The 25,282-nt window shown below is 71.6% G+C and carries 22 protein-coding genes; 9 read left to right on the top strand and 13 right to left on the bottom strand.

The features are described 5' to 3' along the window. Positions 1 to 30 precede the first annotated feature (30 nt). A complete protein-coding gene (locus HZF07_RS03995; RefSeq protein ID WP_181644739.1) occupies positions 31 to 975 on the bottom strand; it encodes a heme o synthase in 945 nt (314 codons plus the stop codon). Positions 976 to 1,156: 181 nt separating this feature from the next. Here HZF07_RS03995 and tkt point away from each other — a divergent pair, with 181 nt between their 5' ends. The 7 genes from tkt to HZF07_RS04030 all read left to right on the top strand — a co-directional run bounded on the left by tkt (position 1,157) and on the right by HZF07_RS04030 (position 10,257). After that, positions 1,157 to 3,187 carry a transketolase gene (gene tkt / locus HZF07_RS04000; protein WP_232523829.1) on the top strand — a complete coding sequence of 677 codons (2,031 nt, stop codon included), beginning with the start codon at positions 1,157 to 1,159 and terminating at the stop codon, positions 3,185 to 3,187. Between the two features lie 32 nt (positions 3,188 to 3,219). Beyond that, complete coding sequence (gene tal, locus HZF07_RS04005; RefSeq protein ID WP_157347111.1) at positions 3,220 to 4,329, top strand: transaldolase; 1,110 nt, start codon at positions 3,220 to 3,222, stop codon at positions 4,327 to 4,329. Further along, positions 4,326 to 5,984 (top strand): glucose-6-phosphate isomerase, encoded by a 1,659-nt coding sequence (gene pgi / locus HZF07_RS04010; protein ID WP_157347113.1) that lies wholly within the window; start codon positions 4,326 to 4,328, stop codon positions 5,982 to 5,984. Before tal ends, pgi begins: the two co-directional genes overlap by 4 nt. 7 nt (positions 5,985 to 5,991) lie before the next feature. Next, complete coding sequence (gene zwf, locus HZF07_RS04015) at positions 5,992 to 7,530, top strand: glucose-6-phosphate dehydrogenase (protein ID WP_157347115.1); 1,539 nt, start codon at positions 5,992 to 5,994, stop codon at positions 7,528 to 7,530. Further along, a complete protein-coding gene (locus tag HZF07_RS04020; protein WP_157347117.1) occupies positions 7,530 to 8,444 on the top strand; it encodes a glucose-6-phosphate dehydrogenase assembly protein OpcA in 915 nt (304 codons plus the stop codon). Before zwf ends, HZF07_RS04020 begins: the two co-directional genes overlap by 1 nt. Continuing rightward, positions 8,441 to 9,160 (top strand): 6-phosphogluconolactonase, encoded by a 720-nt coding sequence (gene pgl / locus HZF07_RS04025; protein ID WP_181644740.1) that lies wholly within the window; start codon positions 8,441 to 8,443, stop codon positions 9,158 to 9,160. Before HZF07_RS04020 ends, pgl begins: the two co-directional genes overlap by 4 nt. 134 nt (positions 9,161 to 9,294) lie before the next feature. Continuing rightward, positions 9,295 to 10,257: a type IV toxin-antitoxin system AbiEi family antitoxin domain-containing protein gene (locus HZF07_RS04030; RefSeq protein ID WP_157347119.1), complete on the top strand. Its 963-nt coding sequence runs from the start codon at positions 9,295 to 9,297 to the stop codon at positions 10,255 to 10,257. Positions 10,258 to 10,326: 69 nt separating this feature from the next. On the opposite strand, the gene HZF07_RS04035 is transcribed toward HZF07_RS04030, so the two are convergent. The 9 genes from HZF07_RS04035 to uvrC form a co-directional block, all read right to left on the bottom strand. Next, on the bottom strand, positions 10,327 to 10,686 hold the full coding sequence (locus HZF07_RS04035; RefSeq protein WP_181644741.1) for an RNA polymerase-binding protein RbpA: 360 nt from the start codon (positions 10,684 to 10,686) through the stop codon (positions 10,327 to 10,329). 46 nt (positions 10,687 to 10,732) lie between these two features. Further along, complete coding sequence (secG, locus tag HZF07_RS04040) at positions 10,733 to 10,963, bottom strand: preprotein translocase subunit SecG (RefSeq protein ID WP_181644742.1); 231 nt, start codon at positions 10,961 to 10,963, stop codon at positions 10,733 to 10,735. Between the two features lie 30 nt (positions 10,964 to 10,993). Next, positions 10,994 to 11,788, bottom strand: coding sequence for a triose-phosphate isomerase (tpiA, locus tag HZF07_RS04045; protein ID WP_157347123.1), 795 nt, complete (start codon positions 11,786 to 11,788; stop codon positions 10,994 to 10,996). Positions 11,789 to 11,792: 4 nt separating this feature from the next. Then, entirely contained in the window at positions 11,793 to 12,992 is a 1,200-nt protein-coding gene (locus HZF07_RS04050) for a phosphoglycerate kinase (RefSeq protein WP_181644743.1), read from the bottom strand. Positions 12,993 to 12,994: 2 nt separating this feature from the next. After that, complete coding sequence (gene gap, locus HZF07_RS04055) at positions 12,995 to 13,993, bottom strand: type I glyceraldehyde-3-phosphate dehydrogenase (protein ID WP_181644744.1); 999 nt, start codon at positions 13,991 to 13,993, stop codon at positions 12,995 to 12,997. A gap of 133 nt (positions 13,994 to 14,126) precedes the next feature. Next, positions 14,127 to 15,113 (bottom strand): DNA-binding protein WhiA, encoded by a 987-nt coding sequence (whiA, locus tag HZF07_RS04060; protein ID WP_157347127.1) that lies wholly within the window; start codon positions 15,111 to 15,113, stop codon positions 14,127 to 14,129. Between the two features lie 62 nt (positions 15,114 to 15,175). Next, positions 15,176 to 16,159, bottom strand: coding sequence for a gluconeogenesis factor YvcK family protein (locus HZF07_RS04065; RefSeq protein WP_157347129.1), 984 nt, complete (start codon positions 16,157 to 16,159; stop codon positions 15,176 to 15,178). Next, positions 16,159 to 17,034 carry an RNase adapter RapZ gene (gene rapZ / locus HZF07_RS04070; protein WP_157347132.1) on the bottom strand — a complete coding sequence of 292 codons (876 nt, stop codon included), beginning with the start codon at positions 17,032 to 17,034 and terminating at the stop codon, positions 16,159 to 16,161. Before rapZ ends, HZF07_RS04065 begins: the two co-directional genes overlap by 1 nt. Positions 17,035 to 17,036: 2 nt before the next feature. Beyond that, positions 17,037 to 19,031, bottom strand: coding sequence for an excinuclease ABC subunit UvrC (uvrC, locus tag HZF07_RS04075; RefSeq protein ID WP_181644745.1), 1,995 nt, complete (start codon positions 19,029 to 19,031; stop codon positions 17,037 to 17,039). A gap of 85 nt (positions 19,032 to 19,116) precedes the next feature. On the opposite strand from uvrC, the gene HZF07_RS04080 reads away from it, so the two are divergent. Next, positions 19,117 to 20,406 (top strand): pyridine nucleotide-disulfide oxidoreductase, encoded by a 1,290-nt coding sequence (locus tag HZF07_RS04080; RefSeq protein ID WP_157347134.1) that lies wholly within the window; start codon positions 19,117 to 19,119, stop codon positions 20,404 to 20,406. 3 nt (positions 20,407 to 20,409) lie between these two features. Here HZF07_RS04080 and HZF07_RS04085 read toward each other — a convergent pair whose 3' ends face one another. The 3 genes from HZF07_RS04085 to uvrA form a co-directional block, all read right to left on the bottom strand. Next, positions 20,410 to 20,895 (bottom strand): Rieske (2Fe-2S) protein, encoded by a 486-nt coding sequence (locus tag HZF07_RS04085; protein ID WP_309504424.1) that lies wholly within the window; start codon positions 20,893 to 20,895, stop codon positions 20,410 to 20,412. 4 nt (positions 20,896 to 20,899) lie between these two features. Next, entirely contained in the window at positions 20,900 to 21,310 is a 411-nt protein-coding gene (locus HZF07_RS04090; protein WP_181644746.1) for a Rieske (2Fe-2S) protein, read from the bottom strand. Positions 21,311 to 21,410: 100 nt separating this feature from the next. After that, positions 21,411 to 24,431 carry an excinuclease ABC subunit UvrA gene (gene uvrA / locus HZF07_RS04095; RefSeq protein ID WP_181644747.1) on the bottom strand — a complete coding sequence of 1,007 codons (3,021 nt, stop codon included), beginning with the start codon at positions 24,429 to 24,431 and terminating at the stop codon, positions 21,411 to 21,413. 145 nt (positions 24,432 to 24,576) lie between these two features. Here uvrA and HZF07_RS04100 point away from each other — a divergent pair, with 145 nt between their 5' ends. After that, a complete protein-coding gene (locus tag HZF07_RS04100; RefSeq protein WP_157347136.1) occupies positions 24,577 to 25,281 on the top strand; it encodes a maleylpyruvate isomerase family mycothiol-dependent enzyme in 705 nt (234 codons plus the stop codon). Position 25,282: the final 1 nt, after the last annotated feature.

Here is a 25,282-nt window from a genome sequence, read left to right on the forward strand (position 1 = left end):
TGGGGGTTGCGCGAGGCCGCGTTCGCACTCTCAGCGCGCGAGCAGCGGGTCGATCGCGACCGCGACGAAGAGCAGTGAGAGGTAGAGGTTCGAGGTGTGGAAGAGCCGCATCGGCTGGATGACCGACAGGTCCTCGGTGCCGCGGGTGCGCCGCCACATCCGGTGCGCCTCGACCAGGAACACCGCACCGAGCACGGACGCGGCGACCGGGTAGAAGAGGCTGGTGTCGGCGACCGGCCACAGCAGCAGCGAGGTCGCGACCATCACCCAGCTGTAGACGACGATCTGCTTGCCGACCTCGTGGGCCGGCTTCACGACCGGGAGCATGGGGACGTCGACGTTGGCGTAGTCCTCGCGGTAGCGCAGCGCCAGCGCCCAGGTGTGCGGTGGCGTCCAGAAGAACACCACCAGGAAGAGCACCACCGGCGTCCACGACAGCGAGCCGGTGACCGCGGTCCAGCCGATGAGGGCCGGGAAGCAGCCGGCGATGCCGCCCCAGACGATGTTCTGCGTCGTGCGCCGCTTGAGCAGCATCGTGTAGCCGAACACGTAGAACGCGTTGGCGAGCACCGACAGCAGCGCCGAGAGCGGGTTGACCCAGACGTAGAGGATCACGGTCGAGGCGATCGCCAGCACGAAGCCGAAGACCAGCGCCGCCCGCGCCGAGACGATGTGGCGCGGCAGCGCCCGGCGGCGGGTACGCCGCATCTGCTCGTCGATGTCGCGGTCGTAGACGCAGTTGAACACCGACGCCGACCCGGCCGAGAACGTGCCTCCCAGCACGGTCGCCACCACGAGCCCGAGGTCCGGGACCCCGCGAGCGGCGTAGAACATCACCGGCACGGTGGTCAGGAGCAGCAGCTCGATGACCCGCGGCTTCGTGAGCCCGACGTACGCCGCGGCGACGTCCTTGACCGTCGCCCGCTCCCCGGTGCCCTGCTGGGCAGCAGAGGCCGACTGGCCGACGTACGTCACGGGGAGTCCTCGAGCGAATGATGGGCACCGGAGGGGTGCTGGACGGCTGCGAGTCTATCGCCAGAGGTGAGTAGGCTCGGCATTGGCCGAACCCCCCGAAAGGAACCTTGTGAGCAACACCTCTGCACTCGACTGGACCGAACTCGACGACAAGGCGGTGGACACCGCCCGGGTCCTCGCCATGGACGCGGTGCAGAAGGTCGGCAACGGGCACCCCGGCACCGCCATGAGCCTCGCGCCCGCGGCGTACCTGCTCTTCCAGAAGGTGATGCGCCACGACCCGGCCGACCCGGAGTGGATCGCCCGCGACCGCTTCGTGCTCTCCTGCGGTCACTCGAGCATCACGCTCTACACGCAGCTCTACCTCGGCGGCTTCGGCCTGGAGATCGAGGACATCAAGGCGCTGCGCACCTGGGGCTCGAAGACCCCGGGCCACCCCGAGCTCGGGCACACCGCCGGCGTCGAGGTGACGACCGGCCCGCTCGGCCAGGGCGTCGCGAACGCCGTCGGCATGGCGATGTCCGCTCGCCGGATCCACGGCCTTCTCGACCCCGACGCCGCGCCCGGCAAGAGCCTCTTCGACCACCACGTCTACGTGCTCTGCTCCGACGGCGACCTCGAGGAGGGCGTGAGCGGCGAGGCCAGCTCGATCGCCGGCACCCAGGAGCTGGGCAACCTCACGATGATCTACGACCGCAACAAGATCTCGATCGAGGGCGACACCGACATCGCCTTCACCGAGGACGTCGCGGCCCGCTACGAGGCCTACGGCTGGCACGTCCAGACCGTCGACTGGACCAACAGCGGCAAGAAGTACGTCGAGGACGTGCCGGCCCTGCACGCCGCGATCGTCGCCGCCGGCAAGGTCACCGACAAGCCCTCCCTCATCGTGCTCGACACGATCATCGCCTGGCCCGCGCCCAACGCGCAGGGCACCGAGGCGGCCCACGGCAGCGCCCTCGGCGACGAGGAGGTCGCGGCCACCAAGAAGGTGCTCGGCTGGGACCCGGAGAAGAAGTTCGAGGTGCCCGAGGAGGTCCTCACCCACACCCGTGAGCTCCGCGAGCGCGGCGCTGCCTGGGGCAAGGCGTGGGACGAGCAGTACGCCGCCTGGGCGGCCGCGAACCCGAAGGCCGACGCGCTGCTGCACCGCCTCAAGGCGCGCGAGCTGCCCGAGGGGCTGGCCGGCGTCGTCCCGACGTTCGAGGCCAGCGAGAAGGGCGTCGCCACCCGGTCCGCGTCCGGCAAGGTCATCAACGCGCTGGCGCCGGTCATGCCGGAGCTCTGGGGCGGCTCGGCCGACCTCGCGGGCTCCAACAACACCACGATCACCTCGGCGCCGTCGTTCCTGCCGCTGAGCCGCGACACCGAGGAGTGGAAGGCCGACCCCTACCAGGGCCGCGTCCTGCACTTCGGCATCCGCGAGCACGGCATGGGCGCGATCATGAACGGCATCACCGCCGACCGCCTGACCCGCGTCTTCGGCGGCACGTTCCTCACGTTCTCCGACTACATGCGCGGCTCGGTCCGTGTCGCTGCCCTGAGCAAGCTGCCGGTCACCTACGTCTGGACCCACGACTCCATCGGTCTCGGCGAGGACGGCCCGACCCACCAGCCCATCGAGCACCTGGCGGCGCTCCGCGCGATGCCGGGCCTCGACGTCGTCCGCCCGGCCGACGCCAACGAGACCGTCGCGGCCTGGCTGGCGATCCTCAACCACACCGACCGCCCGGCGGCCCTGGCGCTGACCCGTCAGAACGTGCCGGTCTTCCCCCGCGGCGAGGACGGCTTCGCCGGCACCGACGAGGTGTCCAAGGGCGCCTACATCCTGCTCGAGGCCGAGGACGGCAGCCCCGACGTGATCCTGATGGCCACCGGCTCGGAGGTCCAGGTCGCGGTCAAGGCGCGCGAGCTGCTCGCCGCCGACGGCATCAAGGCCCGCGTGGTCTCGATGCCGTGCCTGGAGTGGTTCGAGGCGCAGGACCAGGCCTACCGCGACAAGGTCGTGCCGCCGATCGTGAAGGCTCGGGTCTCCGTCGAGGCCGGGGTCAAGCAGGGGTGGCGCGAGTACGTCGGCGACCACGGCCGGATCGTCTCGATCGACCAGTACGGCGCCTCGGCCGACTTCGCCCGGATCTACCAGGAGTACGGCATCACCGCGGAGGCCGTCGCCGCCGCTGCCCACGACAGCATCACCGCCGTCCGCGGCTGACCCCCCGAACGTTCGACGAGAGGAGCAGTCCCATGACTGACCGACTGAAGGCACTGTCCGACGCAGGCGTGTCGATCTGGCTCGACGACCTGTCCCGGGAGCGGATCGAGACCGGCGACCTGGCCGGCCTCGTCCAGGACAAGTCCGTGGTCGGCGTGACCACCAACCCGACGATCTTCGCCGCCGCGATCGCCAACGGCGAGCGCTACGACGAGCAGGTCGCCCAGCTCGTCGACAAGGGCGAGCCGGTCGACCGGGTGATCTTCGAGGTCACCACCGAGGACGTCCGCAACGCCTGCGACATCCTCGCGCCGGTGGCCGCGGCCACGGCGTACGACGGCCGCGTCTCGATCGAGGTCGAGCCGACCCTCGCCAACGACACCGAGGGCACGATCGCGTCCGCCCGGGCGCTCTGGCAGGCCGTCGACCGGCCCAACGTGCTCATCAAGATCCCGGCGACCAAGGAGGGCCTGCCGGCCATCACCGCCGCCATCGCCGAGGGCATCAGCGTCAACGTCACGCTGATCTTCGGCGAGCAGCGCTACCGCGAGGTCATGGACGCCTACCTCACCGGCCTCGAGCAGGCGCGCGACGCGGGGCTCGACCTCGGCCGGATCAACTCGGTCGCATCGTTCTTCGTCTCCCGGGTCGACACCGAGGTCGACGCGCGGCTCGAGGCGCTCGGCTCCGAGACCGCACTGGCGCTGCGCGGCAAGGCCGCGGTCGCCAACGCGCTCGTCGCGTACGCCGCGTTCGAGGAGGTCTTCGGCAGCGACCGCTGGCGGGTCCTCGAGGAGGCCGGCGCCAACCGCCAGCGTCCCCTGTGGGCGTCGACCGGCGTGAAGAACCCCGACTACGACGACACCATGTACGTGCGCGACCTCGTGGTGCCGGAGACGGTCAACACGATGCCGGAGAAGACGCTCGACGCCTTCGCCGACCACGGCGAGGTGCTGGGCGACGTCGTCACCGGCAAGGGCGGCGAGGGCCGGGCGATCCTGACCCGGCTCACCGAGCTCGGCGTCGACTGGGACGACGTCCTCGTGGTCCTCGAGACCGAGGGCGTGGACAAGTTCAAGAAGTCGTGGGACGAGCTGGTCGAGACCGTGCGGGGCCAGATGGACAAGGCCGCCTCGGCATGAGCCGGGCCGCCGGACCCGTCGATCCGACGACGACGTCGGCGTGGTCGGGGCTGGAGGCGATCACCGCCGAGTTCATCCCCGACCTGAGCCGCTGGTTCGCCGAGGACCCCGGCCGGGTCGACCGGTTCACCTTCGAGGCGGGCGACCTGCACGTCGACCTGTCCAAGGGTCTGGTCGACGACGAGGTGCTCGCGGCGCTCGTGGCTCTCGCCGACGAGGTCGGGCTCACCGAGCGACGCGACCAGATGCTCCGGGGCGACCGGATCAACGTCACCGAGGACCGCGCCGTGCTGCACACGGCGCTCCGGCTGCCGGCCGACGCCACGCTCGAGCTCGACGGCACCGACGTCGTGCCCGAGGTGCACGACGTGCTGAGACGGGTCTACGACTTCGCCGACCGGGTGCGCTCGGGCGCGTGGACCGGGGTGACCGGCGAGCGGATCCGCACGGTGGTCAACATCGGCATCGGCGGCTCCGACCTCGGCCCGGTGATGGCCTACGAGGCGCTCGCCGCCTACCGCCACGACCAGATCGAGTGCCGGTTCATCAGCAACATCGACCCGACCGACGCCGCCACCACGCTCTCCGGGCTCGACCCGGCCACAACGCTCTTCATCGTGTCCAGCAAGACCTTCGGGACGCTGGAGACGCTCACCAACGCCCGGCTGTGCAAGGCCTGGCTGCTCGACGGCCTGGCCGGGCACGACCAGGCCGAGGCGGTGGCCAAGCACTTCGTCGCCGTCTCGACGGCGCTCGACAAGGTCGCGGACTTCGGCATCGACCCGGACAACGCGTTCGGCTTCTGGGACTGGGTCGGCGGCCGCTACTCGATGGACTCTGCGATCGGCACGTCGTTGGTCGTCGCGATCGGCCCGGAGAGGTTCGCCGAGCTGCTGGCGGGCTTCCACACCATGGACGAGCACTTCCGCACGGCGCCGCTCACGGAGAACGTGCCGGTGCTGATGGGCCTGCTCAACGTCTGGTACACCAACTTCCTGGGCGCCGAGACCCACGCGGTCCTCCCCTACGCCCAGCTGCTGCACCGCTTCCCGGCGTACCTGCAGCAGCTGACGATGGAGTCCAACGGCAAGGGCGTCCGCTGGGACGGCGCGGCGGTCGCGTACGACACCGGGGAGGTGTTCTGGGGCGAGCCCGGCACCAACGGGCAGCACGCCTTCTACCAGCTCATCCACCAGGGCACCCGGCTCGTCCCGGCTGACTTCATCGCGTTCGCGACCCCGGCGTACCCGCTCAAGGACGGCGCGACCGACGTCCACGAGCTGTTCCTCGCGAACTTCTTCGCCCAGACCCGGGCGCTCGCCTTCGGCAAGACCGCCGACGAGGTGCGCGCCGAGGGGACCCGCGAGGAGATCGTGCCGTCGCGCGTCTTCACCGGCAACCGGCCCACGGCATCGATCATGGCGCCCGAGCTCTCACCCTCCGTGCTCGGCCAGCTGGTCGCGCTCTACGAGCACATCACCTTCACCCAGGGCGTGATCTGGGGCATCGACTCCTTCGACCAGTGGGGTGTCGAGCTCGGCAAGCAGCTCGCCCAGCAGATCAGCCCGGCCGTCGCGGGTGACGAGGCCGTCGCTGCCCAGCAGGACGCATCCACCCAGTCCCTCATCGCCTACTACCGGAGGCATCGCCAGTGATCAGCCGATGAACCAGGCCAACCCGCTGCGGGACCCCCGCGACCGCCGGCTCCCCCGCATCGCGGGACCGAGCGGGATGGTGCTCTTCGGGGTCACCGGAGACCTGTCCCGCAAGAAGATCATGCCGGCGATCTACGACCTCGCGAACCGGGGCCTGCTGCCCCCTGGCTTCAGCCTCACCGGCTTCGCCCGGCGCGACTGGGCCGACCAGGACTTCGCCCAGATCGTCCACGACTCGGTGAAGGCCCACGCCCGCACCGAGTTCCGCGAGGAGGTGTGGCGCCAGCTCGCCGAGGGCTTCCGGTTCGTGCCCGGCGACTTCGACGACGACGCCGCCTTCGACCAGCTCCGGCGCACCATCGAGGAGCTCGACCAGGCCCGGGGCACGGGCGGCAACCACGCCTTCTACCTCGCGATCCCGCCGGGCTTCTTCGGCAACGTCGTCGGCCAGCTCAAGGAGCACGGGCTGTCCACGCCGCGCGACGGGTCCTGGCGCCGGGTCGTCGTGGAGAAGCCGTTCGGGCACGACCTCGAGTCGGCTCGCGAGCTCAACCAGACCCTCGGCGAGGTCTTCCCCGCCGGCTCGGTCTTCCGGATCGACCACTACCTCGGCAAGGAGACCGTCCAGAACATCCTGGCGCTGCGCTTCGCCAACGAGATGTTCGAGCCGATCTGGAACAACACCTACGTCGACCACGTGCAGATCACGATGGCCGAGGACGTCGGCATCGGCGGCCGCGCCGGCTACTACGACGGCATCGGCGCCGCGCGCGACGTCATCCAGAACCACCTGCTGCAGCTGATGTGCCTGGTCGCCATGGAGGAGCCGGTCTCCTTCGACGCCGACAACGTGCGCATCGAGAAGGAGAAGGTCCTCCAGAGCGTGCAGCTGCCGAACCGGCTCGACCTGACCACGGCGCGCGGGCAGTACGCCGAGGGCTGGGCCGGCGGCGAGAAGGTCGGTGGCTTCCTCGACGAGGAGGGCATCAAGAAGTCCTCGACGACGGAGACCTACGCCGCGGTGACGCTCAACGTCGCGACCCGTCGCTGGGCCGGCGTCCCGTTCTACCTGCGCACCGGCAAGCGGCTCGGCCGCCGGGTCACCGAGGTCGCGCTGGTCTTCAAGCGCGCGCCGCACCTGCCCTTCGCCGCGGCCGCGGTCGAGGAGCTCACCCAGAACGCGCTCGTGATCCGGGTCCAGCCGGACGAGGGCGTGACCCTCCGCTTCGGCTCGAAGGTGCCGGGCACCCAGATGGAGATCCGCGACGTCAACATGGACTTCGTCTACGGCGGCTCGTTCACCGAGTCCTCGCCGGAGGCCTACGAGCGGCTGATCCTCGACGTGCTGCTCGGCGACCCGCCGCTCTTCCCCCGCCACGAGGAGGTCGAGCTGTCCTGGAAGATCCTCGACCCGATCCTCGCGCACTGGGCGAAGCAGGACGCCAACGGCAAGGGCAAGCCCGAGCCCTACCCCTCGGGGACGTGGGGGCCCGCCTCGGCGGACGCCATGCTCGCCCGCGACGGCCGGACCTGGAGGAGGCCCTGATGATCGAGCTCATCGACACCAACGCGTCGCAGATCGCGGCCGAGTTCACCCGGGCCCGCTCACGCGCCGGCTCCCCTGCCATGGGCATGGTGATGACCCTGATCATCGTCGTCGACGAGAGCGACGCCGAGGACGCCATGCGGGCGGCCCGGGCCGCCTCCCACGAGCACCCCGCGCGGGTGCTCGGCGTGATCCTCGGCGACGGCCGCGGCGCGGCCCAGATCAACGCCCAGGTCGGCACCGGCTCCGGATGGAGTGGCGAGACCGCACTCATCCGGCTGCGCGGCGAGGTCGTCAAGCACGCCGAGTCCGTGGTGCTGCCGCTGCTGCTGCCGGACTCCCCGGTCGCGATCTGGTGGCCCAACCACCCGCCCGAGGACCCGGCCGCCGACCCGCTGGGCAGGCTCGCCCAGCGACGGATCACCGACGCCGCCAGCGCGGTGCGTGGCAAGACCCAGGCGATCAGGCTCCAGTGCGAGGTCTACACGCCGGGCAACACCGACCTGGCCTGGACCCGGATCACCCCGTGGCGCGCCCTGCTCGCCGCGGTCCTCGACCAGCGCCCGGTGAAGGTGACCGGTGCGTCGGTGACCGCCGAGCGGATCAGCCCCAGCGCCGACCTCCTCGCCGCCTGGCTCGCGGACCGGTTGCGGATCAAGGTCGAGCGCAAGAGCTCGCGCGGCCCCGGCATCACCGAGGTCGTGCTGCACACCAACGAGGGTGACGCGCGCATCTCGCGCCCCGACGGCAAGCTCGCGATGTTCTCGGTGCCCGACAAGCCGGACCGACCGGTCGCGCTCAAGCGGCGCGCGCTGCCCGAGCTGCTCGCCGAGGAGCTGCGCCGGCTCGACGAGGACGAGGTCTACGCCGAGACCGCGAAGCGGCTCAGGAAGATGGAGGCTGGGAAGCAGTGAGCACCCCCCGCATCGAGGTCCACGACGACAGCGCCGCGCTCGCGACCACCGTCGCAGGGGAGCTGCTGCACCGGCTCGCCGACGCCCAGGCCGCCGGACACGTCCCCCAGATCGCCGTCACCGGCGGCACCATCGCCGAGGACATCCACGAGGAGATCGCCCGCCTCTCCCCGGAGTCCGGCGTCGACTGGACCAAGGTCGTGGTCTGGTTCGGCGACGAGCGGTTCGTCGCCCCCGACTCCCCCGACCGCAACTCCCGACACACCCGCGCCGCCTTCCTCGACGCCGTCGGTGCCACGCAGGTCCACGAGATGCCGTCGACGGCCGACGCCGAGGACGTCGACGCCGGCGCCACGGCGTACGCCGCGACGCTGCGGGAGCACGGCGGCGGCGAGTTCGACATCGTGATGCTGGGGGTCGGCCCCGACGGGCACATCGCCTCACTCTTCCCCGGGTTCCCGCAGCTCGACGTCGACGACGCGATCGCCGTCGGGGTCACCGGCTCCCCGAAGCCGCCGCCGGAGCGGATCACCCTGACCTTCTCCGCGCTCAACCGCGCCCGGTCGGTGTGGTTCCTGGTGAGCGGCTCGGGCAAGGCCGCCGCGGTCGCGGCCGCCCTCGGCGGGGCCGACGTCCACGAGATCCCGGCCGCCGGGGTCGCCGGGCGCGAGGAGACGACCTGGTTCCTCGACCGCGAGGCAGCCTCGGCGCTCTGACGGCCCCACCCGGAGGCGCGACTCGGCGCGTCTTGCCCGCTCAGGGGGCGCGAGTCGGCGCGTCTTGCTCGCGTTCTCCACAGCTCGCCGACGGGCTCTGGCGGGCGTCGGCCTCCGCGCCGAGGCTCGGACGCATGGATCTCGCCAACATGCTGTACGACGGCCGGCTGGACGCCTCGTTCCCGCTCGACCGTGACCTGCCCTTCACCCGTCAACAGGCGCTCGACGCCGGGGTGTCCCGACGCGCCCTCGACCGCCTCCTGACCGAGGGCCTGCTGCGGCGACCGGTCAAGGGCGTCTACATCGCGACCGACGTCCCCGACACGGTCGCCGTCCGCGCGGCGTGCCTCCGCTTGGTCGTGCCCGACGACTGCGTCGTCGTCGACAGGCACGCGGGCTGGCTGCACGGCGCGCAGATGATCCTCGCCCCTGGCGAGCACCTGGCGCTGCGGCCACTGTCCCTCTTCCGGCCGTCCGGCCATGGCCGGGTGCGCAACGACCTGAGCTCGAGCGGCGAGCGCAACCTCCGGCCGGACGACATCGTCGAGGTCCACGGCCTCCGCGTGTCGTCACCACTTCGGACCGCGTGGGACCTGGGTCGCGTCCGGTGGACCGACGAGGCGATCGCCGGGCTGGACGCGATGCTGCGCCTGCCCGCGGTGGACCGCGACGAGCTGGTCGCCGGCGTCGAGCGGTTCCGGGGCATGCGGTGGGTGACCGTGCTCCGGGCGATCGCGCCGCTCGCCGACGGCCGCAGCGAGTCACCCGGCGAGTCGGTGCTGCGCCTGCGGTGCATCGAGGCCAACGTCCGCGTCGTCCCCCAGGTGGAGGTCCGCCGGGGCGGACGTCTCGTCGCCCGGCTCGATCTCGCGGACGAGGAGTCGCGACTCGGCCTCGAGTACGACGGCCGCGAGTGGCACAGCAACGACGATCAGGTGGCGCACGACCGTCGACGCCGCGGCCTCCTGATCGAGGAGGGATGGACGATCCGCGCGCTGGTGGCCGAGGACGTCTTCGGGCGGGCGCGCCAGTGCGACCAGATCATCCGGCAGGCCGCGGCCAAGGCGCGCGGCGGCCGCCACCTGCGGCTGATCTGAGCGGGCAAGACGCGCCGACTCGCGGCCCCACGGCGGGCAAGACGCGCCGACTCGCGGCCCCTCGGCGGGCTAGAAGATGATGTCGCCGGACTTGCGGCGGGAGCGCAGCAGCTCGAGCGCCTCGTCGAGGATGTCCTCGGCCTCCTTGTCGGAGCGCCGCTCCTTCACGTAGGCGAGGTGCGTCTTGTACGGCTCGATCTTGGGCGCCGGGGGCGGGTTCTCGGAGTCGAGGCTCGCCGGCAGGCCGCACTTGGGGCAGTCCCAGGAGTCCGGGACCTGCGCCTCGATCGAGAACGTCACGACGGACCGGTGCTCGCGGGCGCAGAAGTAGGTCACCGCCTGGCGCGGCGCGGCCTCACCGCGCTCGGCCTCGCCCATCGGGCCAGCACCGACCCGACTCCCGCGAATCGCGTTTCCTCCACCAGCCACGGGGTCTCCTTCTCGAGTTCTCTCTCAGACGATCTGAACGCGTTGGTCAGTAGGCCAGCAGCAGCCCGAGGGCCACGACGCAGGCGAACCAGATGATGCCGATGCCGACCGTGAGCCGGTCCAGGTTGCGCTCGGCGACCGACGAGCCACCCAGCGAGCTCGACACGCCTCCGCCGAACATGTCCGAGAGGCCGCCACCGCGGCCCTTGTGCAGAAGCACCAGCAGGATCATGAGCCCGCTGGTGATCATGAGGATGATGGTGAAGATCGTTTCCACGCTGCGCAGCCTACGTCAGGTCGCGGACGATCACAGGACCGGCATGTCGTAGAAGCGGCAGATGCCGCCGAACTCGTCGGCCTGGAGGCTCGCTCCACCCACGAGACAGCCGTCCACGTCGGGCTGGGCCATGATGCCGGCGACGTTCGCGGCCTTGACCGACCCGCCGTAGAGGACGCGTACGCCGTCGGCCGCTGCGTCGCCGTGGACCTCGCGGATCCGCTCACGGATCGCGGCGCAGACCTCCTGGGCGTCCTCGGGAGTGGCCACCTCGCCGGTGCCGATCGCCCAGACGGGCTCGTAGGCGATGACCAGGTCGGCGACCTGCTCCGCGGAGAAGCCCGCGAGCGAGCCGTCGACCTGCGCGAGGCAGTGCGGGACGTGCTCGCCGGCCTGGCGGACCGAGAGGCCCTCGCCGACGCAGACGATCGGCGTCATGTCGGCCTTGTGCGCCTGGTGCGCCTTGCCGTTGACGACCTCATCGGTCTCGGCGTGGTACTCGCGGCGCTCGCTGTGCCCGACCACGACGTAGGCGCAGCCGAGCTTCGCGAGCATCGCCGCCGAGATCTCCCCGGTGTAGGCGCCCGAGTCGTGCAGCGACACGTCCTGCGCGCCGTACTTGAGCTGCAGCCGGTCGCCGTCGACGAGCGTCTGCACCGAGCGGAGGTCGGTGAACGGCGGGAGAACGACCACCTCGACCCGCCCGTAGTCGTGACGCTTGTCCGAGAGCGTCACCGCGAGCTTCTGCACCAGGACGATCGCCTCCTGGTGGTTGAGGTTCATCTTCCAGTTCCCCGCCATCAGCGGGGTGCGGGTCTTGCCCATGTGGTCAGTCCTCCAGGACCTTGATGCCGGGGAGCTCCTTGCCCTCGAGGAACTCGAGGCTCGCGCCGCCGCCGGTGGAGATGTGGCCGAACGCGCTCTCGTCGAACCCGAGGGTGCGCACCGCTGCTGCCGAGTCGCCGCCACCGACGACCGAGAGGCCGTCGATCTTCGTGAGCGCCTCGGCGACGGCGCGCGTGCCGCCGGCGAACTCGTCGGTCTCGAACACGCCCATCGGGCCGTTCCAGAAGACGGTGCGGGCATCCCTGAGCGCGTCCGCGAACGCCGCGCCGGACTCCGGGCCGATGTCGAGCCCGAGGGCGTCGGCGGGGATCTCCGTCGCGGCCACGACCCGCGGCTCGGGGGCCCGGTCGCCGGACGGGAACGCGGTGTCGACGACGACGTCGGTGGGCAGCACGATCTCGACGCCGCTCTGCTGGGCCCGCTCGAGGTAGCTGCGGCAGGTGTCGAGCTGGTCCTCCTCGAGCAGGCTCTTGCCGACCTCGTGGCCCTGGGCCCTGAGGAACGTGAAGACCATGCCACCGCCGATCAGCAGCTTGTCGGCCTTGCCGAGCAGGTTGTCGATCACGCCGAGCTTGTCGGAGACCTTCGAGCCGCCGAGGACGACGACGTAGGGACGCTCCGGCTCCTCGGTCAGCCGGCGCAGCACGCCGACCTCGGTCGAGACCAGCTGCCCCATCGCGTGCGGGAGCCGCTGCGCGACGTCGTAGACCGACGCCTGCTTGCGGTGCACGACGCCGAAGCCGTCGGAGACGAAGGCGTCGGCGAGGGCAGCCAGCTGGTCGGCGAACGCACCGCGCTCGGCCTCGTCCTTGCTGGTCTCGCCCGGGTTGAACCGGACGTTCTCCAGCAGGGCGACCTCGCCATCCTCGAGGTCCGCCACGGTCGCCTGGGCGCTGGTGCCGACGGTGTCGGACGCGAAGGCCACCGGCCGCCCCAGCAGCTCGCCGAGGCGAGCCGCCACCGGACGCAGGGAGAACCGCTCCTCCGGCGCGCCCTTCGGCCGGCCCAGGTGGGCCACCACGACGACCCGGGCGCCGGCCTCGGCCAGCTCCCGGATCGTCGGGACGCTCGCCCGCACCCGGCCGTCGTCGGTGATGCGGGTGCCGTCCAGCGGCACGTTCAGGTCCGACCGGACGAGGACGCGCTTGCCCGCGACCTCACCCAGCGTGGAGTAGGAGCCCACGGTCAGAGCGTCTCGCCGACGTACGCGATCAGGTCGGCCAGGCGGTTGGAGTAGCCCCACTCGTTGTCGTACCAGCCGAGCACCTTGACCTGGTTGCCGATGACCTTGGTCAGCGGCGCGTCGAAGATGCAGGACGCCGGGTCGGTGACGATGTCGGTCGAGACCAGCGGGTCGGTGGAGTACTTGAGGTACTTGCCGTCGGCCGCGGCCTTGACGATCTCGTTGATCTCCTCGACCGAGGTCTCGCGGCCCGCCTCGAAGGAGAGGTCGGTCGCCGAGCCGGTCGGGACCGGGACGCGCATCGCGTAGCCGTCGAGCTTGCCCTTGAGCTCGGGCAGCACCAGGCCGATCGCCTTCGCGGCACCGGTCGAGGTCGGGACCATGTTGAGCGCGGCGGCGCGGGCACGGCGCGGGTCCTTGTGGATGTTGTCCTGCAGGTTCTGGTCCGCGGTGTAGGCGTGGATCGTGGTCATCAGGCCCTTGTTGATGCCGATGCCCTCGTGCAGCGCCTTCGCCATCGGCGCCAGGCAGTTGGTGGTGCACGACGCGTTGGAGATCACCGTGTGCGCCGCCGGGTCGTACGACGTGTGGTTGACGCCCATCACGACCGTGACGTCCTCGTTGGAGGCCGGCGCCGAGATGATGACCTTCTTCGCCCCGCCGTTGTCGACGTGGGCGCGCGCCTTGGTGGCGTCGGTGAAGAAGCCGGTGGACTCGACGACGACGTCGACACCGAGGTCAGCCCACTTGAGGTTCGCCGGGTCGCGCTCCGCGAACGTCTTGACGACCTGGTCGCCCACCCGGATCTCGTCCTCGGTGTGGGTCACGTCCACGTCGAGCCGGCCCAGGATCGAGTCGAACTTGAGCAGCGGCGCGAGGGACTTGTTGTCGGTCAGGTCGTTGACGGCAACGATCTCGATGTCCTGGCCCGAGGCCCGGACGGCGCGGAAGAAGTTGCGGCCGATCCGGCCGAACCCGTTGATACCTACACGAACGGTCACTGCGTGCTCCTGCTCTCGATCACGTACGACTTGCAAGGGGACATACCGACCCTATCGCTTGGGCCGGCTCCTTGATCCTGCCGTCCCGGGCTACGTGCGAGTAACGGGCGAAGGTCCCGAGCGGACCGGGCCGTCAGGCGTCCTCGGCGAGCATCTCCGGAGTCAGCGAGGCCTCGGTGTCGGGGATGCCGAGCTCCTCGGCGCGCTTGTCGGCCATCGCGAGCAGGCGCCTGATCCGACCGGCGATCGCGTCCTTGGTGAGCACCGGGTCGTGCAGCTGGCCGAGCTCCTCCAACGACGCCTGCTTGTGCTCGAGCCGCAGCTCGCCGGCCATCCGGAGGTGGTCGGGGACGTCCTCGCCCAGGATCTCCATCGCCCTGCCGACGCGGGCACCGGCCGCGACCGCGGCGCGCGCGGACCGGCGGAGGTTGGCGTCGTCGAAGTTCGCGAGCCGGTTGGCGGTCGCGCGCACCTCGCGGCGCATCCGACGCTCCTCCCACGCCATCAGCGACTCGTGGGCGCCGAGGCGCGTGAGCAGCTGGCCGATGGCGTCGCCGTCGCGGATCACGACCCGGTCCACGCCACGGACCTCACGCGCCTTCGCGTGGATGCTGAGCCGACGGGCCACACCGACCAGGGCCAGCGCGGCCTCGGGGCCGGGGCAAGTCACCTCGAGCGCGGAGGACCGGCCGGGCTCGGTGAGCGAGCCGTGCGCGAGGAAGGCCCCACGCCAGGCGGCCACCGCGTCGCAGCCGCCACCGGACACCACCGCCGGCGGCAGGCCGCGCACGGGGCGGCCGCGCTGGTCGAGCAGCCCCGTCTGGCGGGCCAGTGCCTCGCCGTCCTTGACCACCCGGACGATGTAGCGGCTGCCCTTGCGAATGCCGTTGCCCTGCACCATGACGACGTCGGAGCGGTGCCCGTAGACCTCGGCGATGTTGGTGCGCAGCCGGCGCGCGGCGGCGCCGGTGTCGAACTCCGCCTCGACCACGATCTTGCCGCTGACGATGTGCAGGCCGCCGGCGAAGCGGAGCATCGACGCGACCTCCGCCTTGCGGCAACAGGTCTTGGTCACCTGGGTGCTCGCGAGCTCCGCCTTGACCTGCGCCGTCATCGCCATGGGGCGATCCTGCCACGCGCGTCAACGACCCTCGGCAACAGGTGGCCGGCAGCCGCAAGAGCTCAGCTCCCAGTGGTGATCCCGGCGATGATGTCGGTGTACGCCGCGGCCAGCCGGGCCGCGTCGTGGCGCGGTGTCCCGTCGTCCCGGGCGATGTCGGCGACGTGCAGGCGAGCCCCGAACGAGGCCACGGCCGACTCGAGGTCGGGCTGGTCGTCGCCGAGCGTGGCCCGGTCCGCGAGGACGGTGTCGATGCGCAGGTCGGGGGCGTGCTCGACCAGCGCCGCCAGGTGGTCGGCCGGTCCGTATCCGGAGGTCTCCCCCGCCTCGTCCACGAGGTTGAGCACCACGATCACCCGCGCATCGGTGCTGACCAGCGCCTCCCGCAGCGCGGGGACCATCAGGTGCGGGATGACGGAGGTGAACCAGGAGCCCGGACCCAGGACGATCCAGTCGGCCTCGCGCACGGCGAGGAGCGCCTCGGGGCACGGCTCGGGGTGCTCGGGCTCGAGGGCGATCGAGACGATCTCGCCCGGCGTGGAGGCGACCTGCACCTGGCCGCGCACCCGCGTCGTACCGGTCGGGTTCAGGCCCCGCACCTCCGCGGTGATGTCGAGCGGGGTCAGCGCCATCGGCAGCACGCGGCCGGTGGTGCCGAGCAGGCGGCCGACCCAGTCGAGCGCCGCCACCGGATCGCCGAGCTGCTCCCACAGGCCGACGATCAGGAGGTTGCCGATGACGTGGCCGTTCATCTCGCCGTGGCCCGCGAACCGGTGCTGGAGCACCCGCGCCCACGTGTCGCCCCACTGGTGGTCGCCGCAGAGCGCCGCCAGCGCCATCCGCAGGTCACCCGGCGGCAGCACGCCGAACTCGCCACGGAGCCGGCCCGAGGACCCGCCGTTGTCGGCGACGGTCACGACGGCGGTCAGGTCGTCGATGACCAGGTCGTCGACGAGCAGCCGGAGCGCCTGGAGCGAGCACGCGAGCCCGTGGCCGCCCCCGAAGGCGACCACCGACTGGGCGCGGTCGCCCGCGCCGGGCGCCATCACTCCCGGCCCAGGTCGCGGTGGGTCGCGCGGACCTCGTAGCCGGCCTTGGTGAGGCGCGCGGCGATCTCCTCGGTCATCGCGACGCTGCGGTGCTTGCCGCCGGTGCAGCCGATCGCGACCGTCATGAACCGCTTGCCCTCGCGCAGGTAGCCAGCCGCGACGCCCTCGAGCACCGGCACGTAGCCGTCGAGGAACTCGGCGGCGCCGAACTGCTCCATCACGTACGACGACACGGAGCCGTCCTTCCCGGTCAACCCGCGCAGCTCGGGGATCCAGTGCGGGTTGGGCAGGAACCGCATGTCGGCGACGTAGTCGGCGTCGACCGGGATGCCGTACTTGAAGCCGAAACTCGTGACGGTGACGCGCAGGCTCAAGGTGTCGGGGGTGCCGAACGACTCCGCGATCCGGTCGGTCAGCTGGTGCACGTTGAGGCCGCTGGTGTCGATGACCAGGTCGGCCTCGCTGCGCAGGTCCGCGAGCACGACCCGCTCCCGCTGGAGCCCGTCGAGCAGCCGACCGGCGCCCTGCAGCGGGTGCGGGCGCCGAGCCGCCTCCTGCCTGCGGACGAGCACGTCGTCGGTCGCCTCGAGGAAGACGAGCGTCGTACGCCGCCCGGTGGCGCCCTGGGCCAGGTTGGCCTGGAGGGACTGGAAGAACGAGCCGGACCGCACGTCGACCACGACCGCGATCGGCTGGCCCAGGCCACGGCTCTCGTCGACGAGCCGCACGACGTCGCGCAGCAGGCTGGGCGGGAGGTTGTCGACGACGTAGTAGCCGAGGTCCTCGAGCTCCTTGGCGGCCGTGCTCCGGCCGGCGCCCGTCATCCCGGTGACGACGACGAGCTCGCCGCGGTCGTGCGCGTCGGCAGTCATGCCTAGCCTTCCTCGATCTCGCCGGTGGCGGTGTTGATGCTGACGGTCCCAGTCTTGCGGTTCGATCCGGCGACCGCATCCTGGATCGCCGCGGCGGTGCGCGGCCCGATCCCGGGCACCTGCGCGATCTGCTCCACGTCGGCCTCGCGCAGCTTCTTGAGGGACCCGAAGTGCTTGAGCAGCGTCTTGCGACGCACCTCGCCGAGGCCGGGGACCTCGTCGAGGACGCTCTCGACCATCGACTTCGACCTGCGGCCCCGGTGGTGGGTGATCGCGAAGCGGTGCGCCTCGTCGCGGATCCGCTGGAGCAGGTAGAGCCCCTCGCTGGAGCGCGGCAGGATCACCGGGTCCTCCTGCTCGGGGAGCCACACCTCCTCCAGCCGCTTCGCCAGGCCGCACACCGGGATGTCGACGATGCCGAGCTCGGCGAGCGCGCGCTGCGCGGCGGCGACCTGGGGTGCGCCTCCGTCGACGACCACCAGGCCCGGCGCGTAGGCGAACTTCCGGGGCCGGCCGGTCTCGGGGTCGACGAGCATCGGGCCGCCCTCGGTGACCACGGACTCGCTCGACCCCTGCTCGTCGAGCAGCCGCTTGAACCGGCGGGTGATGACCTCGTGCATGGCCCGCACGTCGTCGGAGCCGTCCTGACCCCGGATCACGAAGCGGCGGTACTCGCTCTTGCGCGCCAGCCCGTCCTCGAACACGACCATGGAGGCGACGATCTCGGACCCCTGCAGGTGGGAGACGTCGTAGCACTCGATGCGCAGCGGCACCTCGTCGAGGCCGAGCGCGTCCTGGATCTCCTCCAGCGCCCGGTTGCGCGTGGTCAGGTCGCTGGCCCGCTTGGTCTTGTGCAGGACGAGCGCCTGGCCGGCGTTCTTGGCGACGGTCTCCTGGAGCGCCCTCTTGTCGCCGCGCTGCGGCACCCGGATCGCCACCTTGGCCCCGCGCAGGTCGCCGAGCAGCGCCTCGTAGGTCGCGACGTCCGGCGGCAGCGCGGGGACGAGGATCTCCCGGGGGATCTCGTCGGCGCCGGCGCCGGCGTAGAGCTGGAGCAGGAAGTCGTCGACGAGCTCGGCGGTGCCGCCCTCGTCGACGCGGTCGGCGACCCAGCCGCGCTGACCGCGGATCCGACCGCCGCGCACGTAGAAGATCTGCACGGCGACCTCGAGCGGGTCCTCGGCCAGGGCGATGACGTCGGCGTCGGTGCCGTCGCCGAGCACGACCGCCTGCTTCTCGAGCGCCTTGTTGAGCGCGCCGAGGTCGTCGCGCAGCCGCGCCGCCTTCTCGAAGTCGAGCGCGTCGGACGCGGCGTACATCTCCTTCTCGATGCGCCTCACGAAGGCCGTCGTCTGCCCGCCCATGAAGTCGCAGAAGTCGTCGACGATCGCGCGGTGCTCCTCGGCGGTCACGTTGCCGACGCACGGAGCCGCGCACTTGTCGATGTAGCCGAGCAGGCACGGGCGGCCGATCTGCCCGGACCGCTTGAAGACGCCGTTGCTGCACGACCGCATCGGGAAGACCCGGAGCAGCAGGTCGACGGTCTCGCGGATCGCCCAGGCGTGGCTGTAGGGGCCGAAGTAGCGGGTGCCCTTGCGCTTCGCGCCGCGGCCGACCATCACCCGCGGGAACTCCTCGCCGACGGTCACCGCCAGCCACGGGTAGGACTTGTCGTCGCGGTACTTCACGTTGAAGCGCGGGTCGTACTCCTTGATCCAGGAGTACTCCAGCTGCAGCGCCTCGACCTCGGTCGCCACGACCGTCCACTCGACGCTCGCGGCGGTCGTGACCATGGTCGCGGTGCGCGGGTGCAGGTTGGCGATGTCCTGGAAGTACGACGAGAGCCGGGCGCGCAGGTTCTTGGCCTTGCCGACGTAGACCACGCGGCCCTTGGCGTCGCGGAACCGGTAGACGCCCGGCTGGGTCGGGATCGAGCCCGGCTCGGGGCGGTAGGACTGCGCGCCTCGGACGGATCGCGGGGGTCGAGCGGGAGGCACGCCTCAACCCTACGGGCCGCCGGGGACACTCCGGCGCGCGGCGGTCCTGCTGCAGGACCTATGTCTAGTGGGTTACTGTTCTTTCATGGCTTGTCGTGACACCTATGGGCACCGGCTCACCTGCTCCGACGAGGCGGCGACCGCCTACAACCGGGGCGTCGACCGGCTGCTCCGCCTGGGCACGGGAGCCGAGCAGTCGGTGGCCACCGCGATCGCGCTCGACCCGACCTTCGCACTCGGCCACGCCACCCTGGCCCTGCTCGGCCACGAGATGTGCGCGGCCGTCGACGTGCAGTCGCGCATCGCGGACGCGGTGGCGCTCGCGCCGCGGGCCACCGAGCGGGAGCGCAGCCACGTGCACGCCGTCGCCGCCCACCTGCGCGGCGACTCGCGCGGGATCGTCGCGCACCTCGACACCTACCCGCGCGACGCGGTGCTGCTCTCGACCGCGGTCCCCACGATCGCCTTCGCCGGCGTCACCGAGGTCCCGCAGGAGGCGTGGGACATCGTCGAGCGCGCCGCCCCGGCGTACGGCGACGACTGGTGGTTCACCGGCCTGCTCGCGTTCGTCCGGCAGGAGCAGCTCCGATTCGACGAGGCGATGGATCTCTCGTGCCGCTCGCTCGCCGAGGTCTCGGACGCCGGGCACTCGGCACACGCCCGCGCCCACGCGCACTACGAGACCGGCGACCACGTCGCCGGTCTCGCCTGGATGGACGACTGGGTCCGCGGGGCCGGCGCGGGGACCGACAGCCTCAGCCACTTCTCCTGGCACGCCGCGCTGCACGAGCTGTCGCTGGGCGACGTCGACGCCGTCCGGCGGCGGTACGACGAGCAGCTCCTGCCCGAGCGCGGGCTGGGGTGCCGCGCGCTCGTCGACTCGGGCTCGCTGCTGTTCCGCTGGGCGCTCACGCCGGGCGCCGAGGACCTGCCCGACATCGCGGCCGTCGCCGCGGCCACCCCCGAGTCCACGCTGCGCCGCCCGGCGACCCCGTTCCTCGCGATGCACTCCGCCGTGCTGCTCCTCGCGCTGGACGACCTGACGGGGCTGGGCTCGCTCGAGCGCTGGGCGGCCGCCCACGACCACCCCACCCACCGGCAGGTCGTCGCGCCTCTCGCGGGCGCGCTGCGGGCGCTGGGCCACGGCGACAGCGCCGGCGCCGCCGACCGCCTGGCGGCCCTGCAGGGCCAGACCTGGCGCCTGGGCGGCTCGGACGCGCAGCGGGAGATCATCGAGGAGACCCGGATCGCCGCACTGCTCCGCGCCGGACGCCTCGACGAGGCCCGCCAGCTCCTCGACGACCGCCTGGACCGCCGGCACTCGCCGCGCGACGCCCAGTGGCGGCGGGTCACCGAGCCGGTCGCCGCGGGCTGACGCTCACGCCAGCCGCACCACGCCGTCCCGGACGGTGATCTCCACGGTCGGCAGCGCGGTGCTCGCCGGACCGCTGACGACCGTGCCGTCGGCCACCGAGAAGCGGCTGCCGTGGCAGCCGCAGTTGATCGTGCCGTCCTCGACGTCCGAGACGACGCAGCCGCGATGGGTGCAGACCGCGGAGAAGCACATGATCCGCCCGCGCTCGGGTTGGGTGACCACGACCTCCTCGGCGGCGACCACCCGGCCGCCGCCCACCGGCAGGTCGGCGAGGTCGACCAGCCCCGGCGGCTCGGAGGGCTCGGAGGGCGCGGCGGTCGCGCTCGGCTCGGCGGTGGGCTCCGGCGTGCTCGGCGGCTCCACCGACGGCGTGCGGCTCGGCTCGGCACCGGGGTCGCTGTCGCCGGAGCAGGCCGCCAGCCCGGACGCACCGACGCCCGCGACCGCTGCCCCCGCCAGCGTCCGTCTGCTCAGGCCCGAGCCCGGCACCGCCTCAGCCCGTCGTGATCTGGTCCCCGTCGACAGTGACGGGGACCGGGGTGAGACCGGTGGTCGCGGGCCCGTTGAGCACCGACCCGTCCTGCACGGAGAACTTGCTGCCGTGGCAGGTGCAGTCGATCGACTCCGCCGTCACCTTGGCGACCAGGCAGGACTGGTGGGTGCAGACCGCCGTGAAGCCCTTGAAGTCGCCCTCGGTCGGCTGGGTGACCACGATCTTCTGGTCGGGGTAGATCGTGCCTCCGCCCACCGGCACGTCGGCCACGGGTCCGAGGGTCTCCCCGGCCGCCGGCGGGTCGGTCGCCGCGGTCGACCCCCCATCGCCGCCGCAGGCAGCGAGAAGCGGCACGGTCCCGAGTGCGGCTGCTCCGGTCAGGGTCTGGCGGCGGCTGATGCCGAAGGTCACGATCCTCGTCCTCTCACAGGGTGTCGTTGAAACTTCACCCTACAAACGGCGCCGAGCACTCGAGGGTTCACGTCACCGGGGATCCGCTGTGAATCCGGGATCAGCCCGCCTTCTTGGCCGCGACCTTCCTCGCCGAGGTCTTCTTGGTCGCAGCCTTCTTGGCCGGTGTCTTGGCCGCAGACTTCTTCGCCGCAGACGTCTTCGCCGGGGCCGTCGCGGGCGCCGGTGCCGCGCGCTTCCCGGCCGGCTGCTTCGCCTCGCGACCCTCGAGCAGCGGCGCGAGGAACGTGCCTGTGTGGCTGGCCGGGTTGGCGGCCACCGTCTCCGGCGTGCCCTCGGCGACCACGGTGCCTCCGCGCGAGCCGCCCTCGGGACCCATGTCGACCAGCCAGTCGGCGGTCTTGATGACGTCGAGGTTGTGCTCGATCACCAGCACGGTGTTGCCCTGGTCGACCAGGCGGCCCAGCACCAGCAGCAGCTTGCGGATGTCCTCGAAGTGCAGACCGGTCGTGGGCTCGTCGAGCACGTAGACCGTGCGGCCGGTGGACCGCTTCTGCAGCTCGGCGGAGAGCTTGACGCGCTGCGCCTCGCCGCCGGACAGGGTGGTCGCCGGCTGGCCGAGCCGGACGTAGCCGAGGCCGACCTCCACCAGCGTCTTGAGGTGCCGGGCGATCGCGGGCACCGCCGCGAAGAACTCCACGGCCTCCTCGATCGGCATGTCGAGGACCTCGGCGATCGTCTTGCCCTTGTAGTGCACCTCGAGGGTCTCGCGGTTGTAGCGGGCGCCGTGGCAGACCTCGCACGGGACGTAGACGTCCGGCAGGAAGTTCATCTCGATCTTGATCGTGCCGTCACCGGCGCACGCCTCGCAGCGGCCGCCCTTGACGTTGAACGAGAAGCGCCCCTGGAGGTAGCCCCGCATCTTCGCCTCGGGGGTCGCGGCGAAGAGCTTGCGGATGTGGTCGAACACGCCGGTGTAGGTCGCCGGGTTGGACCGCGGGGTGCGGCCGATCGGCGACTGGTCGACGTGGATGACCTTGTCGACGTGCTCGAGGCCGGTGATCTTCTGGTGCCGCCCGGGCACCGTGCGGGCGCGGTAGATCTCCTTGGCGAGCGAGGTGTAGAGGATGTCGTTGACCAGGGTCGACTTGCCGGAGCCGGACACGCCGGTGACCGCCACGAACAGGCCGAGCGGGAACGAGACGTCGACGTTCTTGAGGTTGTGCTCACGCGCACCGTGGACCGTCAGGTCACGGCCCTTGGTCCGCGGGCGGCGTACGGCGGGGACCGGGATCTCGCGGCGACCGGAGAGGTACTGCCCGGTCAGCGAGTCGGCGTGCGTGAGCAGGTCGGCGACGTGGCCGCTGTGGACGACCTGGCCGCCGTGCTCGCCGGCACCCGGCCCGATGTCGACGACCCAGTCGGCGACCCGGATCGTGTCCTCGTCGTGCTCGACGACGATCAGCGTGTTGCCGAGGTCCTTGAGCCGGATCAGGGTCTCGATGAGCCGGTGGTTGTCGCGCTGGTGGAGCCCGATGGACGGCTCGTCGAGGACGTAGAGGACGCCCACCAGGCCCGCGCCGATCTGGGTGGCGAGCCGGATCCGCTGCGCCTCGCCGCCCGACAGCGACCCGGAGGGCCGGTCGAGCGAGAGGTAGTCGAGGCCGACGTCGAGCAGGAAGTTGAGCCGCTCCTGGATCTCCTTGAGCACCCGCTCGCCGATCTGCCGCTCCCGCGCGGAGAGGTCGAGGTCGCGGAGGTAGTCGGCGGTCTCGTTGATCGGCAGCGCGCAGACCTCGGCGATGTTCTTGCCGCCGTCCTGGATCGACGCACCGAGCGTGACGGCCATCGACACCGGCTTGAGGCGGCTGCCCCCGCAGGTCGGACAGGGCACCTCGCGCATGAAGCCTTCGTAGCGCTCGCGGCTGACGTCGGACTCCGCCTCGCGGTGGCGGCGCTCGATGTAGGTGCGCACGCCCTCGAACTCGGCGTAGTAGGCGCGCTGCCGGCCGTAGCGGTTGCGGGTGACGACGTGGACCTTGGTCGCGTGCCCGTCGAGCAGCGACTTCTGCGCCTTCGTCGAGAGCCGCTCCCACGGCGTGTTGAGGTCGAAGCCGAGCTCCTCGCCGAGCGCGCCCATCAGGCGCAGGAAGTAGTCGGCGACGTGCGCCTGGCTCCACGGCTGGATCGCGCCCTCGCCGAGCGTGGCCTGCGGGTCCGGCACGACCAGCTCGGGGTCGACCTCCATCCGGGTGCCCAGGCCGTGGCAGGCAGGGCAGGCACCGAACGGCGAGTTGAACGAGAACGAGCGCGGCTCGAGGTCGTCGGTGTCGATGGGGTGCTCGTTGGGGCACGCCATCTTCTCGCTGAAGCGCAGCTCGCGAGCGGGGTCCTTGGCGTCGAGGTCGACGAAGTCGAAGAGCACCAGGCCGCCGGCGAGCTGCAGCGCGGTCTCGACCGAGTCGGTGAGCCGTCGCTTCGAGGACTCCTTGACCGCGAGCCGGTCGACCACGACCTCGATCGTGTGCTTCTTCTGCTTGTCGAGGGTCGGCGGGTCGTCGAGCGTGTGCGTCTCGCCGTTGACCCGGGCGCGGGAGAAGCCCTGGGCCTGGAGCTGCTTGAACAGCTCGACGTACTCCCCCTTGCGGCCGCGGATCACCGGCGCCAGCACCTGGAACCGCCGGCCCTCCTCCAGGGAGAGCACCTTGTCGACGATCTGCTGCGGGGTCTGCCGCTCGATCGGCGCGTGGCAGGTCGGGCAGTGCGGGCGCCCGGCGCGCGCGTAGAGCAGGCGGAGGTAGTCGTAGACCTCGGTGATGGTGCCGACGGTCGAGCGCGGGTTCTTGGAGGTCGACTTCTGGTCGATCGAGACCGCGGGCGAGAGCCCCTCGATGAAGTCGACGTCGGGCTTGTCCATCTGGCCGAGGAACTGCCGGGCGTAGGCCGAGAGCGACTCGACGTAGCGGCGCTGGCCCTCGGCGAAGATGGTGTCGAACGCGAGCGAGGACTTGCCGGAGCCCGAGAGGCCGGTGAACACGATCAGCGAGTCGCGAGGGAGGTCGAGCGAGACGTCCTTCAGGTTGTGCTCCCGGGCCCCCCGGATGATGAGCTGGTCCGCCACTGCGTCGTTCCCCTCGTTGCCCGCGTCTTCGAACAGGTGTTCGCCATCGTAACCGGCGCCGGCCAGGCACAACGACTTCCCGGACGCCCGTGTTCCCCACCTTCTCACGCAGCACCGACAGTCCCCCGTCGGGCAGGATGGGGCCATGACGGACCTCACCACGGTGGATGTCATCGACGACCTGCTCCCGGAGGCGACCCGGCGCCTGGTGCGCACCACCGACGCCCTCCCGGACTCGGCCTACGCGGAGGCCAGCAGCCTCCCGGGCTGGACCCGCGGCCACGTGCTCGCCCACCTCGCGCTGAACGCGGAGGCCCTCGCCGGCGCGCTCCGCGGTGTCGTCGAGGGCAGGAAGGTGCCGATGTACGCCTCCGACGAGGCGCGCGACGGCGACATCGAGGACCTCGCGGCGGAGCCTCCCGAGGTCGTCCGCGCCCGCCTGCTCGCCGCGTGCACGGAGCTGAAGGACGCCATCGACGCGGTCCCGGACGACCAGCAGGACACCACGATGGAGCGCAACCCGGGCGGCCGGACGTTCCCGGTCGGCGCCGTCCCGTGGATGCGGCTCGGCGAGGTCGAGATCCACCACGCCGACCTCGACGCCGGCTACGACCACCGGCGCTGGTCGGTGCCGTTCGCGAGCGACATCCTCGAGGCGCGGCGCGCCCGCCTCGACGCCTCGAGCGGGTTCACGGCGTACGCGTCGGACATCGACCGCTCGTGGACGTACGGCGAGGGCGGGCCGACCGTCACCGGATCCGTCGTCGACCTCGCCTGGTGGCTCACCGGTCGCGGCGACGGCGAAGGACTGACCAGCGACGGCGAGCTGCCGCGGATCGAGGGGTACTGAC

This window comes from Nocardioides agri (assembly GCF_013778305.1).
Lineage (GTDB): Bacteria > Actinomycetota > Actinomycetes > Propionibacteriales > Nocardioidaceae > Nocardioides > Nocardioides agri.

What these genes read in the sequence shown, in the direction of transcription:
- tkt (WP_232523829.1), top strand. Translation starts at nt 1,157, where the DNA reads ATGGACGCGGTGCAGAAGGTCGGCAACGGGCACCCCGGCACCGCCATG.
- tal (WP_157347111.1), top strand. Translation starts at nt 3,220, where the DNA reads ATGACTGACCGACTGAAGGCACTGTCCGACGCAGGCGTGTCGATCTGG.
- pgi (WP_157347113.1), top strand. Translation starts at nt 4,326, where the DNA reads ATGAGCCGGGCCGCCGGACCCGTCGATCCGACGACGACGTCGGCGTGG.
- zwf (WP_157347115.1), top strand. Translation starts at nt 5,992, where the DNA reads ATGAACCAGGCCAACCCGCTGCGGGACCCCCGCGACCGCCGGCTCCCC.
- HZF07_RS04020 (WP_157347117.1), top strand. Translation starts at nt 7,530, where the DNA reads ATGATCGAGCTCATCGACACCAACGCGTCGCAGATCGCGGCCGAGTTC.
- HZF07_RS04030 (WP_157347119.1), top strand. Translation starts at nt 9,295, where the DNA reads ATGGATCTCGCCAACATGCTGTACGACGGCCGGCTGGACGCCTCGTTC.
- tpiA (WP_157347123.1), bottom strand. Translation starts at nt 11,788, where the DNA reads ATGGGCAAGACCCGCACCCCGCTGATGGCGGGGAACTGGAAGATGAAC.
- whiA (WP_157347127.1), bottom strand. Translation starts at nt 15,113, where the DNA reads ATGGCGATGACGGCGCAGGTCAAGGCGGAGCTCGCGAGCACCCAGGTG.
- HZF07_RS04065 (WP_157347129.1), bottom strand. Translation starts at nt 16,159, where the DNA reads ATGGCGCCCGGCGCGGGCGACCGCGCCCAGTCGGTGGTCGCCTTCGGG.
- rapZ (WP_157347132.1), bottom strand. Translation starts at nt 17,034, where the DNA reads ATGACTGCCGACGCGCACGACCGCGGCGAGCTCGTCGTCGTCACCGGG.
- HZF07_RS04080 (WP_157347134.1), top strand. Translation starts at nt 19,117, where the DNA reads ATGGCTTGTCGTGACACCTATGGGCACCGGCTCACCTGCTCCGACGAG.
- HZF07_RS04100 (WP_157347136.1), top strand. Translation starts at nt 24,577, where the DNA reads ATGACGGACCTCACCACGGTGGATGTCATCGACGACCTGCTCCCGGAG.